At 38.3% G+C, this 12,724-nt stretch carries 14 protein-coding genes; 10 read left to right on the plus strand and 4 right to left on the minus strand.

Going from position 1 to position 12,724, the window contains the following annotated elements; translation table 11 throughout:
- The first annotated feature begins 86 nt into the window (after positions 1–86).
- The 7 genes from BFM98_RS19105 to mnhG are packed head-to-tail and all read left to right on the plus strand — an operon-like array spanning position 87 to position 5,842.
- Entirely contained in the window at positions 87–2,498 is a 2,412-nt protein-coding gene (locus tag BFM98_RS19105) for a Na+/H+ antiporter subunit A (protein WP_083225415.1), read from the plus strand.
- Positions 2,485–2,907, plus strand: coding sequence for a Na(+)/H(+) antiporter subunit B (locus BFM98_RS19110; protein WP_004228380.1), 423 nt, complete (start codon positions 2,485–2,487; stop codon positions 2,905–2,907). Before BFM98_RS19105 ends, BFM98_RS19110 begins: the two co-directional genes overlap by 14 nt.
- The gene (locus BFM98_RS19115; protein WP_066038177.1) at positions 2,907–3,248 is read left to right on the plus strand and encodes a Na(+)/H(+) antiporter subunit C; all 342 of its coding nucleotides are present in this window, start codon (positions 2,907–2,909) and stop codon (positions 3,246–3,248) included. The genes BFM98_RS19110 and BFM98_RS19115 overlap by 1 nt, the downstream gene beginning before the upstream one ends.
- Positions 3,241–4,728: a Na+/H+ antiporter subunit D gene (locus BFM98_RS19120; protein ID WP_066038178.1), complete on the plus strand. Its 1,488-nt coding sequence runs from the start codon at positions 3,241–3,243 to the stop codon at positions 4,726–4,728. Before BFM98_RS19115 ends, BFM98_RS19120 begins: the two co-directional genes overlap by 8 nt.
- A 4-nt stretch (positions 4,729–4,732) precedes the next feature.
- A complete protein-coding gene (locus BFM98_RS19125) occupies positions 4,733–5,212 on the plus strand; it encodes a Na+/H+ antiporter subunit E (protein ID WP_048394455.1) in 480 nt (159 codons plus the stop codon).
- On the plus strand, positions 5,209–5,490 hold the full coding sequence (locus BFM98_RS19130) for a Na(+)/H(+) antiporter subunit F1 (RefSeq protein ID WP_004228375.1): 282 nt from the start codon (positions 5,209–5,211) through the stop codon (positions 5,488–5,490). The genes BFM98_RS19125 and BFM98_RS19130 overlap by 4 nt, the downstream gene beginning before the upstream one ends.
- The gene (gene mnhG, locus BFM98_RS19135) at positions 5,474–5,842 is read left to right on the plus strand and encodes a monovalent cation/H(+) antiporter subunit G (protein WP_004228373.1); all 369 of its coding nucleotides are present in this window, start codon (positions 5,474–5,476) and stop codon (positions 5,840–5,842) included. Before BFM98_RS19130 ends, mnhG begins: the two co-directional genes overlap by 17 nt.
- 44 nt (positions 5,843–5,886) lie before the next feature.
- Here the strand turns inward: mnhG and cysC are convergent, their stop codons facing one another.
- The 4 genes from cysC to BFM98_RS19155 form a co-directional block, all read right to left on the minus strand.
- On the minus strand, positions 5,887–6,480 hold the full coding sequence (gene cysC, locus BFM98_RS19140; protein WP_048394453.1) for an adenylyl-sulfate kinase: 594 nt from the start codon (positions 6,478–6,480) through the stop codon (positions 5,887–5,889).
- The gene (gene sat / locus BFM98_RS19145) at positions 6,477–7,616 is read right to left on the minus strand and encodes a sulfate adenylyltransferase (RefSeq protein WP_048394451.1); all 1,140 of its coding nucleotides are present in this window, start codon (positions 7,614–7,616) and stop codon (positions 6,477–6,479) included. The genes cysC and sat overlap by 4 nt, the downstream gene beginning before the upstream one ends.
- 70 nt (positions 7,617–7,686) lie before the next feature.
- Positions 7,687–8,751 (minus strand): sulfate permease, encoded by a 1,065-nt coding sequence (locus BFM98_RS19150; RefSeq protein ID WP_048394449.1) that lies wholly within the window; start codon positions 8,749–8,751, stop codon positions 7,687–7,689.
- Positions 8,752–8,763: 12 nt separating this feature from the next.
- Entirely contained in the window at positions 8,764–9,465 is a 702-nt protein-coding gene (locus tag BFM98_RS19155) for a phosphoadenylyl-sulfate reductase (protein ID WP_066038179.1), read from the minus strand.
- A 461-nt stretch (positions 9,466–9,926) separates the two neighbouring features.
- Between BFM98_RS19155 and BFM98_RS19160 the strand changes: the two genes are divergently transcribed.
- Genes BFM98_RS19160 through cysW form a run of 3 tightly spaced genes read left to right on the plus strand, consistent with a single transcriptional unit; the run spans position 9,927 to position 12,710 of the window.
- On the plus strand, positions 9,927–10,979 hold the full coding sequence (locus BFM98_RS19160) for a sulfate ABC transporter substrate-binding protein (protein WP_066038180.1): 1,053 nt from the start codon (positions 9,927–9,929) through the stop codon (positions 10,977–10,979).
- Between the two features lie 11 nt (positions 10,980–10,990).
- Positions 10,991–11,824 carry a sulfate ABC transporter permease subunit CysT gene (cysT, locus tag BFM98_RS19165; protein ID WP_048394444.1) on the plus strand — a complete coding sequence of 278 codons (834 nt, stop codon included), beginning with the start codon at positions 10,991–10,993 and terminating at the stop codon, positions 11,822–11,824.
- A 10-nt stretch (positions 11,825–11,834) separates the two neighbouring features.
- A complete protein-coding gene (gene cysW, locus BFM98_RS19170) occupies positions 11,835–12,710 on the plus strand; it encodes a sulfate ABC transporter permease subunit CysW (protein WP_066038181.1) in 876 nt (291 codons plus the stop codon).
- Positions 12,711–12,724 lie beyond the last annotated feature (14 nt).

A 12,724-nucleotide genomic window follows, 5' to 3' on the forward strand; every position in this document is an offset into this window, starting at 1 on the left:
CGCAAGCTAAATCCCAATAGTACATATGCATTCCCAATTAAAGTACGTTATAATTGATTTACTTACCTGCATAAAGGAGGGTTTTTTTGTTACAAGTACTTTATATTTTTATTCCAATGCTTGTTGCAATATTAGTGCCATTATTATATAAACGCATGAATAATATTCACACAGGTTGGTTTGTTCTTGCTGTACCTGTTACGCTTGCTATTATTTATACAACATATATTGCTCAAGTTGCTAAAGGTGAAGTATTTACTGCAGAGCTACCTTGGATTCCATCGCTTGATATTTCCATCATCTCATATTTAGATGGACTTAGCTTATTATTCTCATTACTCATTACTGGAATTGGCTCGTTAGTTGTGCTTTACTCCATTTTTTACTTAGATAAACATAAAGAAAAATTACATAACTTTTATGTTTACTTACTGTTATTTATGTCAGCCATGCTGGGAGTAGTACAGTCAGATCATTTAATTACTCTCTATTTCTTCTGGGAGCTAACATCCATATCATCATTTTTACTCATCGGCTATTGGTATAATCGGGATGCCTCACGCTTCGGTGCATTAAAGTCTATGATGATTACAGTTGGCGGCGGTTTAATGATGTTAGGTGGCTTCGTTCTTCTTTATTTAATGGGAGGCACCTACTCGATTCGAGAATTGATAGTCATGGCACCAAATTTAGTAGACCAACCTTTATTCACTTGGTCACTTGTCCTATTACTCTTGGGAGCATTTACAAAATCCGCGCAATTCCCATTCTACATTTGGTTACCAGATGCCATGGAGGCGCCAACACCAGTAAGTGCATACCTTCACTCAGCTACAATGGTCAAAGCAGGTATCTATTTAGTTGCACGATTTACGCCGATATTTGCAGCCTCTGAACTTTGGGTGTGGCTTGTAACAGGTGTAGGTATCTTAACTTTATTCTGGGGTTCCTTCTTTGCAGTGAAGCAAACTGATTTAAAAGGTATTCTAGCATTCTCTACAGTCAGTCAGCTTGGACTTATTATGTCACTACTCGGGGCAAGTGCTGTTGCTTTTCATGCAAATGGCTCAATCGATACCATAAAATTTGCTGCATTTGCTGCCATTTTCCACCTTATTAATCATGCAACATTTAAAGGCAGTCTCTTCATGATTGCAGGCATTGTGGATCATGAAACTGGAACTCGAGATATTCGTAAACTCGGTGGTTTAATGAGTATTATGCCAATTAGTTTTACTGTGGCTGCAATAGGAAGTTTATCAATGGCTGGTCTTCCACCATTTAATGGGTTCTTAAGTAAAGAAATGTTTTTAACAGCCATGCTTGCACTTCAAAAGTTTGAATTCTTCGGCTTTGAAACATGGGGAGCACTCTTCCCTATTGTTGCGTGGATTGCTAGTATTTTTACATTTATCTATAGTTTCTATTTTGTTTTCCGAACATTTAATGGGAATTACAAACCAGAGCAGTTACCTCATAAACCACATGAGGCGCCGATTGGTATGCTAATTTCTCCTATTCTTTTAGCAACTTTAGTTGTGACAATCTTCTTTATTCCAAACTTTATCGGTAATACCTTTGTAAAACCAGCCGTTCAAGCAATACAGCCATTTTTGTATGATTCACCTCAAGCTGTTGATATTCATGTATCTGCTTGGCATGGCATCACCCCAGAGTTACTGATGACCATTGGAATTATAATAGTTGGGGTATTGTTATTTGTTGCCTTACCAAAATGGCAAGGGATGTATCAACGATTCCCGCAAGCGTTAACATTAAACAATGCCTATGACAAAATCATGCAGGGATTAGATGTTGGCTTAAATCGTATTTCCCGACGCTATATGACAGGTTCTATGCGTCACTATTTACTCTATATGTTTAGCGGAATAACTATTATTGTTATCGGCTCTCTATTCGTGAAAGATGCATTTAGTATTTCATTCCAAGGAGCCTCACCAATTAATTTGTATGAAATTATCTTGATCGTAGTTTTATTAATTGGTACTGCCATCACCATCTTGGCCAAATCACGTTTAACAGCCATTATTGGGCTTGGTACTGTAGGCTATACAGTAGCCTTATTCTTTGTCATTTTTAACGCACCTGATTTAGCGCTGACACAGCTCGTTATAGAAACGATTTCAGTAGCACTATTTTTATTAGCATTTTACCATTTACCTAAGCTTGGTAAACGCGAGGAGCGAATGAGGTTCCAGTTAAATCGTGCCATTATTTCCATTGCAGTTGGTGTGATGGTAACACTTGTTGCGCTATCAGCTCATTCCCAAAAACTAATTCCCTCTATTGCTAAGTACTACGAAGAAACCGTCTATTCATTAGCTGGTGGCGGAAATATTGTAAACGTAATTTTAGTAGACTATCGTGGTTTCGATACATTGTTTGAAATTACAGTACTCGGCATAGCTGGCATGGCCATCTTAGCTATGATTAAGTTACGTATGAATAGAAAGGAGAACACTCATGAAAACAAATGATGTGATAATACAATTTACAGCTAAAATTGTATTTTTCATTATTTTCTTCTTCTCCATTCATATTTTTTTAGCTGGTCACTATACACCTGGTGGAGGCTTTGTTGGAGGTCTGTTAACATCAAGTGCACTTGTTCTTTTAGTGTTAGCCTATGATATCAACACAGTCCGCCATATTCTACCTATTAATTACACATATTTAACAGCCATTGGCTTACTATTAGCCCTTGCTACTGCGGCATACCCAATGTTTGTGGGCAAACCGTTTTTCACACATTTCTTTGATTATTTCGATTTACCGCTTCTAGGCAAACAGTCATTACACACGGCTATGCTTTTTGATAGCGGGGTCTATTTGGTTGTTGTCGGCGTTACGATGACCATTATTCAAACGATTGGGGAGGATGAATAATGGAAATAATTATGGCCTTTGTGATCGGCTTTCTTTTTATGGCAGCGGTCTATTTAATCTTATCAAAAAGTTTATTGCGCATTATTATTGGAACAGGTCTGTTAAGTCATGGTGCTCATCTACTCATCTTAACAATGGGTGGTCTTGGTGGTGAAGCTCCACCTGTCTTAAGCGAAGGAGCCAAAGCATTTGCTGATCCCTTACCCCAAGCACTTATTTTAACTGCAATTGTTATAAGCTTTGGGGTGACAGCATTCTTCCTTGTACTTGCCTACCGTTCCTATCAAGAGCTTAACACGGATGATATTAGCTTAATGAGAGGAAGTGATGAGGATGAATAACTTCCTACTATTACCCATTATCATCCCGTTTTTCTTCGGTATGATTTTAATGTTTGGACAAAAAAATCTAACTTATCAGCGATCATTTTCATTACTTGGGATTGGACTAGCCCTCCTCTCTGCCCTCTCACTGCTTTTAACAGTGAAAGAAGATGGTATTCAAAAGGTCACATTTGGAAATTGGCCTGTTCCTTACGGTATTACAATGGTATCTGATATGGTGTCTGCATTGCTCGTTACAACGACATTGCTTATTGCACTATTTGTTGTTTGGTATGGCTTCGGTTCTATCACGAAGGAACGCGAACGCTTCTTTTATTACCCTGGTATTATGTTTATTTTAACTGGGGTCAATGGTGCCTTTACAACAGGTGATATTTTTAACTTATTTGTGTTCTTTGAAGTATTGTTAATGGCTTCCTATTTACTCATCGTTTTAGGTGGTGAGAAGGGGCAACTGAAAGGGTCAATTAAATATATTTTAATTAATGTTATTTCTTCGGCATTATTTGTTATAACCGTGGCCTATTTATATTCTGTAGTAGGGACATTAAATATGGCTGATATTGCGGTAAAAATTGCTGAAATTAATCAACCAGGGATTATTACTGTTATTGCCGTACTATTTTTAATGGTATTTGGACTAAAAGCAGCTATTTTCCCATTATACTTTTGGCTTCCTACTTCGTATGCAGCAGCCCCGATCCCTGTCTTAACTCTATTTGGCGCTCTGCTAACAAAGGTTGGGGTCTATGCCATTACACGTACCTACACACTATTTTTTGTACATGATTTATCCTATACGCATGATTTACTAATGGCATTAGCTATTGCAACAATTGTGGCTGGTTGTATTGGAGCACTCGCTTATTTTGATGTAAAGCTCATTATTATCTATAACATTGTCATTGCAGTAGGTGTCATTTTATTTGGTGTCTCTCAAATGAATGAGGCCTCTTTAAAAGGAGCGATCTTTTATTTAATTCACGATATGCTGATTAAGGCAGCACTCTTTATGTTAATCGGCATTGTCATCTACATTACTGGTACATCTGACTTGCGTAAAATGGGTGGACTTATGAAAAAATACCCTGCACTGGGTTGGTGTTATTTAATAGCAGCTTTCGGCTTAGCTGGAATTCCACCACTTAGCGGGTTTGTTGGAAAGCTGTTAATTGTTCAGGGAGGCTTTGAGGCTGGAAGTATGTGGAGCAGTATTTTCATTTTAGCATCTTCACTGCTTGTTCTACTATCCGTGATTCGTATTTTCCTCTATGTCTTTTGGGGTGAGGAAAAAGAAACACAAGGTACCGTCGACAAATCTACCTATAAAATGCTGTTTATGCCTACTGCCTTGTTAGTACTTATTACGGTCGCATATGGTGTGGGTTCTGAATGGATTACGCCATTTATGGATGATGCTGCAAAACTATTAAATGATCCATCTATCTATATAGATGCTGTGATGAAGGAGGATTAGCACTATGGCATTTCAAATGATTTTAAATTTTGTACTTGCCTTTGTCTGGATGTTCCTTTCCTCTAATTACACAGCAACTGGTTTTATCATAGGATTCATGATGGGGATACTTTTACTTATTCTCATGCGGAGGTTTTTCAAGTCCCGTCTTTATGTCTATCGATTATGGGCCCTGCTAAAATTAACGTTGTTGTTCTTTAAAGAATTAATTTTAGCAAATGTTCAAGTGTTAAAAGTAGTGTTGAAGCCTAAACTGGACATGCAACCAGCCTTTTTTGCTTATCCAACTGTTTTAACACAAGACTGGGAAATTACGTTATTATCAAGTCTTATTACTTTAACACCAGGAACAGTTGTAGTGCATGTTTCGGATGATGCGAAAACATTGTATGTACATGCAATTGATATTAACGATGTGGATGAAGCCATTGCTTCCATTCGAGATTCATTTGAAAAAGCGATTTTGGAGGTGAGTAAATCATGACAACATTTATTATTGCTGTAATCGTAGTGATTTGCTTATCTATGATAGCGGTCATTTATCGAATGGTAAAAGGTCCTTCCGCATCCGATCGTGTTGTAGCTTTGGATTCACTTGGTGTTTCACTCATTTCCCTAATCGGACTATTTTCGATTTTAGTGGAAACAAGCTTCTTTCTTGAAATCATTTTATTGCTAGCAATTTTATCGTTTATCGGTACGATGGCTTTCTCTAAATTCATAGAGAAAGGAGATATCATCAAACGTGACAATTCTCGCTAATAGTTTAGTTATCTTTTTCATTACTGTTGGAGTACTCTTTATTGTCGTGACAGCTATTGGACTTGTCCGCTTACCTGATTTGTATACACGTGCACATGCCGCGTCAAAAAGTGCAACACTTGGCGTCATGTGTGTACTAATTGGTGTATTCTTTCACTTTTGGCTCATTGAAGATCATTTCAACCCTCGTATTTTATTGGGGATACTCTTCCTCTTTATTACTGGTCCTGTTGGCGGACACATTATGACACGTTCTTCCTATATTGCTGGTGTTAAGCCTTGGAAAGGTACCGTACGTGATGAACTAGGTCCTGAAATTGACAGAATGAAAAAGGAACAAGGTGTAAAATAAACGTAAAAATCTGCCCGATTACTAAATCGAGCAGATTTTTTTAGTTAAATATATCCCTTGGCAGTTAAAATATTTGTCAGTTGCTCCACACATTCTTCAATGGAATGCTGTTCTGTATCCAAAATAACTTCTGGGTTAATCGGTTCTTCATATGGAGCGCTAATCCCTGTAAAATTAGCAATTTCAGCATTCCTTGCTTTTTTATACAAACCTTTAGGATCTCTTTTTTCACATGTTTCTACTGAACACTTTACAAAGACCTCTAAAAATTCACCATCCTCTACAAGTTCACGGACTACCTGACGATCTTCTCGATAAGGTGAAATAAAAGCCGTTAGCACAATTTGACCGCTCTCTATAAATAACTTTGAGACTTCACCTATTCGACGAATATTTTCTTTGCGCCCTGCCTCATCGAATCCTAAGTCACTATTTAAGCCATGACGCACATTATCACCATCTAATACGAAGGCTTGATTGCTCCTTTCAAATAATCGTCGGGCAAATGCATTGGCCACTGATGATTTCCCTGAAGCAGATAAACCCGTAAACCATAAAATAAAGCTTTGATGTTTATTTTTTGAACGGCGTTCTTCTTTTGTAATGGAGGCTTCATGCCAAACAATGTTTGAACTCATTTCACTACCTCCTTACTCATGCCTTTAATTAAAATGTCTACGACTTCTTTACGACTGAATGTACTTGGTGGTACTTCTCCATTTCGTAGCATCTCACGTACCTTCGTTCCTGATAGAATGACATGGGCAGAGCTATCATGTGGACACGTCTTTGTCGTCGCCATGCCTTCACATTGCTGGCAATAAAAGCTATGCTCAAATTTCAGTGGGACAATTCCCAATTCATCTTCAGTAAACTGTTCAAAAATCTTTTGTGCATCATATGTGCCATAATAATCACCAACACCTGCATGATCACGACCAACAATAAAATGAGTACAGCCATAATTTTTTCTAACAAGTGCATGGAAAATAGCTTCCTTTGGTCCTGCATACCGCATAGCGGCTGGAAAAATACCTAATTGTACACGACTTTCAGGATAATAGTTTTTTAATAAAACCTCATAGCTCTCCATACGTATAGCAGCTGACACATCATCTGACTTTGTTTCACCCACAAGTGGATTTAGAAATAACCCATCAATCGTTTCAAGTGCTGCCTTTTGAATATATTCATGCGCCCTATGGACTGGATTACGTGTTTGGAAGCCAACAATAGTTTTCCATCCCTTGTCAGCAAATAATTGTCGCGTTTCTATTGGATCAAATGAATAAGCAGGGAACTTTTGTGTAAGACGTTTAATTAACGTAATTTTCCCTCCAACATAAATGGCAGGACGATCAAAAAGCTTTTGAACGCCCGGATGTGCTAAATCCTCTGTTCCATAGACAAGTAAAGCCTCTTTTCGTTTATTCGGCTCATAAATATCTGCTACTTCAATAACGCCATATACTTCATCACCATAAACCAGCTTCACCTCGTCACCAGGCTGTAAAATGGACGCTTTCTCTTTTGTAACAGGTAAGGTAATCGGAATACTCCATACTACACCTGATGCTAAACGACTTTGTGCCACGACTGACTCATAGTCTACTTGTGTTAAAAAACCTTCAATTGGGCTATACCCCCCTATAGCAATTAGCTCTAAATCACTCAACGAAATTGCATCCAACTCAATTTCCTTATGAATAGTTGTGATTTTTTTTTCCGGATTAAATGCTTGCACAAGTAGTCCACCATGTGGTTGTAGACTCATAAAAATCTCCTCCTAATTCTAGTTAAATACTAAGTTTTGTAGTCAAAAGATAGTGATGATATGATTCAATTTAAATGCCTTCCCCTGCATCATAGATAGACTGCTCTTCTTCACGCATCGTACGCATCAGACTAATGACCCCTAGCGTCCCAACAATAATGCTGCCATTTAAAATAATGGCATAAAGGTCTTTTTCTAAAAATAACTGCACTAAAAAATAAGAAATGACTAATGAAAAGATGGGTGATACAACCCAAATACGTATAATTTTTTTCACAATATGCTTATGGAAGATTTGCTTTCCGTTTTTCGCCATCCCCATCCCAATGATGGATGAAGAAGTGACTTGTGTTAAGGGTACTGGAAGCCCAAAAATTGAGCTTACGCCAACAAGCAGTGCACCTGTACTTGAAATGAGAATGCCCTCTGCCTTTTGAAAGCGCACTATTTTTTTACCGTTTGTTTCAAGCACTCGTTTACCAAGTAGCAGAGCACCTATTGCGACAAATGCACCGCCAAGCACAATGCCCGTTGTCACATCCATCATTCCTGCTCCCACCAAGGGTCCAACTGCATTGGCAACATTATTCATCCCCGCTGAAAATGCTTCGAAAAATCCTGCTAAAACGAGAAGAACAGTTAAAATTGGCCGATCTTTCAGCAACCCTGTGTTTTGTAACTTATATAATAACTTTCCACATACAAGAGCAATGACAAAGGCAACAAGCGGTACAATCACCCAAAATGATATAATGACAAGCAGCGAATTGACGAATAGTACTTTATAGGCAATTCCTACACCCACGACAGCACCCACTGTTACTTCACTCGTTGATAAGGGAATGCCTAAAAGATTGGCGAAAAATAACGAGCTTGTCGCAGAAATCAAGATAATGATGACAACCTTTACCGTAATATATTCCTGGGGCATAATGCCTGAGCTTATCGTTTTAACTACCTCTCCTCCGCCTAATACAGCTCCACTGTAGACGCCTATCGCGCATAAAAGCAATGCTTGCCACGCTTTTTTGATGGCACCTGCCCCATAAGCAACACCCATTGAGGCTGCTGCACCGCTTGCTCCTATGTTCATCGCAAAAAATAAACTAATAGCTATTGCAAAATATTCAAGCATGGCAGAACTCCTTTATTCATGTAACCCGCACTCGGTTTTACCAGAACCTTGCCATCTACCTGAACGTAAATCCTCCATTGTAAATGCTGGTTTCGTACAATGCTCACAGCCGATGCTTGGATAGCCTTGATCGTGTAACGGATTATATGGCAGACTGTGCTTCGAAACATAGCGCCAGACATCCTTCCAAGTCCAATGAATCAATGGACAAACTTTAATCGATTTAAATTTATCGTCACGATTTAAAAAGTTTGTTTGTTGACGTGTTGGTGATTGCTCACGACGTAAGCCTGATATCCAAGCCTTTTTACCTGATAAGGCTTCGTGTAAAGGTTTTATCTTACGAATATCACAGCACTTATTTGGGTTGGTTTTCCATAGTTCGTCACCATGTTGTGTAGCTTGTTGCTCAAGTGTAAGGGCTGGCTTTTTCATGACAATGTTGAGTTGTGGATATTTTTCTTTGACTTTATGAATGGTTTCATATGTTTCTTTAAAGTGTACATCTGTATCTAAAAATACAATCGTAGCGTTAGGCTTTACCTTTGAAATGAGATCAATTAAGACAATGCCCTCAATACCAAAGCTACATGCATAGACGATTTCATCTCCATATTCTTGATAGCTCCACTGTAAAACCTCTAGTGCAGCCTTATACATATCATCAACCTGAAAATCAATGATCGGTTCTTGCCAATTTTCGTAAGTTAACATCGAATCCCCCTCATAGCAAAAAGGCGTTCTAACAAAAGACATAGGAAAAACAGGTCTTTGTTAAAACGCCTCTAGTTTGACTAGCCAGCTCTATATTTAATGATTGTTCACTAGTAGTTGTTACCTCGTACTACAATCATTCTTCTTATTACCAAATATATACTAAAGTACACCAAGCAGTCAACTAGGTTTTTTAAATATCTTTTCCATACACCCATTTTTTTTGCTCTTTGCTGCATATGATGAGTGGTATCTAAGGACACTTATATTAATTTTCAAAATAAATAATCTTTTTTATAATTCCTTGTTGACTAATAGGAAATATATGTTTAATGTATTACTAAAGCTTTGACCTAAAAAAACGCTGATCAGAGGATCTGAAGGCCATCTACCCAATGTTGTCATGTCATTGTGGGTGATGGCTTTTTGCATTCTTAAGACAGAAAAGGGGCGGATTAACTATGAAAAAAAAGAGCTATGTTCTACAATCCTTGGCATTATTAACTATTCTAACGCTTAGTTTAACTGGCTGTGGAAGTGCTAACTCAGATGAAAAAGCAAGCGATCAGGAAGACAAGAAGTCTGTAGAGCTACTAAATGTTTCCTATGATCCAACACGGGAGCTTTACGATGAGTTCAACAAAGATTTTATAAAAAAATGGAAGGCTGATACTGGCCAAGACGTCACAATCAATCAATCACATGGTGGATCTGGCAAACAGGGGCGTGCAGTTATTGATGGTCTTGAAGCCGACGTTGTGACACTCGCACTCGCTTACGATATTGATGAAATTGCTCAAACTCGTGAGCTGCTGAATAAAGATTGGCAAACCGAATTTGATCTTAATTCGACTCCCTATACATCTACAATTGTTTTTTTAGTTCGCAAGGGCAATCCAAAAAACATACAAGATTGGGATGATTTGATTCAAGATGATGTATCTGTCATAACGCCTAATCCCAAAACATCTGGAGGTGCACGGTGGAACTACTTAGCTGCTTGGGCTTATGCCGGAAAGTTATATAACAATGATGAGACAAAAATAAAGGAATTTATGAAATCACTTTACAGTAATGTAGAAGTACTTGATTCTGGCGCTCGTGGAGCTACAACAACATTCGTAGAACGTAAAATTGGAGATGTCTTAATTGCGTGGGAAAATGAAGCATACCTCTCTCTCAATGAATTAGGTAAGGATGAATTTGAAATCATCACGCCTTCTTTAAGTATTTTAGCAGAGCCACCAGTTGCAGTTGTAGACAAAATCGTAGATAAAAAAGGGACACGTGAAGTCGCTGAAGCTTACTTACAGCATTTATATAGTGATACAGGGCAAGAAATTGCGGCGAAAAATTATTATCGACCACGTAGTGAAACGATTCTAGCAAAATATAAAGATCAATTCCCTCAGCTTGAACTTGTTTCCATCGATGATTTTGGTGGTTGGTCACAAGCACAAGCAACCCATTTTAAAGATGGTGGTACCTTTGATGAAATATACGTACCACAATAAGGAGCGTTTTGATGAGCAGTTTAATCATTCCTAAAAAATCGCGTCGAATTATTCCAGGCTTTCATTTATCTCTTGGTTATACAATGCTTTACGTAAGTTTACTAGTGTTACTACCACTTTCCATGATTTTCATTCATACCATGTCCTTAAGCTGGTCAGCATTTATAGATATCATTACAGATCCCCGTGCTGTTGCTTCCTACAAAGTGAGCTTCAGCACTGCACTGATTGCAGGCTTACTAAATGTTTTTTTCGGTACGACTATTGCATGGGTTCTCGTTCGCTATCAATTTCCCTTTAAACGAATCATTGATGGGCTTGTAGACTTACCTTTTGCATTGCCTACTGCTGTCGCTGGAATTGCTTTAACATCTCTTTATGCGCCAAATGGTTGGATTGGTCAATTTTTTGATTTTAAAATTGCCTTTACACCTCTTGGCATCATTATTGCTTTAACCTTTATCGGGCTACCCTTTGTTGTACGAACGGTCCAGCCCGTTTTACAAAATATCAGTGCTGAGGTGGAGGAAGCTTCGGCAAGCCTTGGAGCCAATCGTTTACAAACCTTCCGTAAAGTCATCTTACCAGAGCTAGTACCAGCAATTTTAACTGGCTTTTCCTTGGCCTTTGCGCGCGCTTTAGGTGAATATGGCTCGGTTGTTTTTATTGCAGGAAATATGCCGATGAAAACGGAAATTACGCCGTTAATTATTATGACAAAGCTTGAGCAATATGATTATGCGGGGGCAACTGCCATAGCTGTTGTCATGCTTGTGACATCCTTTATTTTGTTGTTCACCATTAACTTGATACAATGGCTAGCCAATCGTCGGTTTGTACATTAGGAGGTACTATATGGAACAATCAACTTTTATTCAGCAGGCTAGTACAGGAAAAAGGAAAGCAGCTACACAGACTGCTGCCTTACAGGAGCCTCGTATTATTCGCTATACGTTAATATTTATTGCCTTAGCTTTTTTAGCTTTCTTTATCGTACTACCTTTAGTATCTATTTTTATTACAGCCTTTCAAAAAGGATCCGATGTTTACTTTACTGCGATTACACATCCAGATGCATTAGCTGCTATTAAGCTTACATTAATCGTCGTAGCCATTACTGTACCCCTCAATGCGATCTTTGGCGTAATGGCTGCCTGGGCACTTACAAAGTTTAATTTTAAGGGGAAAAATCTATTACTTACTATGGTAGATTTACCTTTTGCAGTTTCACCTGTTATCGCAGGTTTAGTGTTTATTTTATTGTTTGGCTCACAGGGACTATTTGGTGAATGGTTGTTTGCACATGATATTAAAATTGTTTTTGCACTACCTGGCATTGTCCTTGCCACAATTTTCGTCACATTGCCCTTTGTTGCACGTGAATTAATACCGCTGATGCAAACCCAAGGTATATCTGAGGAAGAAGCGTCCATTTCATTGGGGGCAAGTGGCTTTAAAACCTTTTGGTATGTCACATTACCCAATATTAAATGGGGACTATTCTATGGTTTGATTTTATGTAATGCACGAGCCATCGGAGAATTCGGGGCTGTGTCTGTGGTATCTGGTCATATTCGTGGCATGACAAATACGATGCCCCTTCATATTGAAATTCTCTATAATGAATATCAATTTGCAGCAGCCTTTGCAGTTGCTTCCTTAATGAGCGTAATGGCCATCTTTACATTAATTGTGAAAGACATTATTGCTTGGAAATCAAAATCTAGTTAAAAGGAGATGGTCTC

The organism is Lysinibacillus sp. AR18-8, assembly GCF_001705465.1.
Taxonomy (GTDB): domain Bacteria; phylum Bacillota; class Bacilli; order Bacillales_A; family Planococcaceae; genus Lysinibacillus; species Lysinibacillus capsici.

What these genes read in the sequence shown, in the direction of transcription:
- BFM98_RS19120 (WP_066038178.1), top strand. Translation starts at nt 3,241, where the DNA reads ATGAATAACTTCCTACTATTACCCATTATCATCCCGTTTTTCTTCGGT.
- BFM98_RS19155 (WP_066038179.1), bottom strand. Translation starts at nt 9,465, where the DNA reads ATGTTAACTTACGAAAATTGGCAAGAACCGATCATTGATTTTCAGGTT.
- cysT (WP_048394444.1), top strand. Translation starts at nt 10,991, where the DNA reads ATGAGCAGTTTAATCATTCCTAAAAAATCGCGTCGAATTATTCCAGGC.
- BFM98_RS19150 (WP_048394449.1), bottom strand. Translation starts at nt 8,751, where the DNA reads ATGCTTGAATATTTTGCAATAGCTATTAGTTTATTTTTTGCGATGAAC.
- cysW (WP_066038181.1), top strand. Translation starts at nt 11,835, where the DNA reads ATGGAACAATCAACTTTTATTCAGCAGGCTAGTACAGGAAAAAGGAAA.
- BFM98_RS19160 (WP_066038180.1), top strand. Translation starts at nt 9,927, where the DNA reads ATGAAAAAAAAGAGCTATGTTCTACAATCCTTGGCATTATTAACTATT.
- BFM98_RS19130 (WP_004228375.1), top strand. Translation starts at nt 5,209, where the DNA reads ATGACAACATTTATTATTGCTGTAATCGTAGTGATTTGCTTATCTATG.
- sat (WP_048394451.1), bottom strand. Translation starts at nt 7,616, where the DNA reads ATGAGTCTACAACCACATGGTGGACTACTTGTGCAAGCATTTAATCCG.
- cysC (WP_048394453.1), bottom strand. Translation starts at nt 6,480, where the DNA reads ATGAGTTCAAACATTGTTTGGCATGAAGCCTCCATTACAAAAGAAGAA.
- BFM98_RS19115 (WP_066038177.1), top strand. Translation starts at nt 2,907, where the DNA reads ATGGAAATAATTATGGCCTTTGTGATCGGCTTTCTTTTTATGGCAGCG.
- BFM98_RS19125 (WP_048394455.1), top strand. Translation starts at nt 4,733, where the DNA reads ATGGCATTTCAAATGATTTTAAATTTTGTACTTGCCTTTGTCTGGATG.
- BFM98_RS19110 (WP_004228380.1), top strand. Translation starts at nt 2,485, where the DNA reads ATGAAAACAAATGATGTGATAATACAATTTACAGCTAAAATTGTATTT.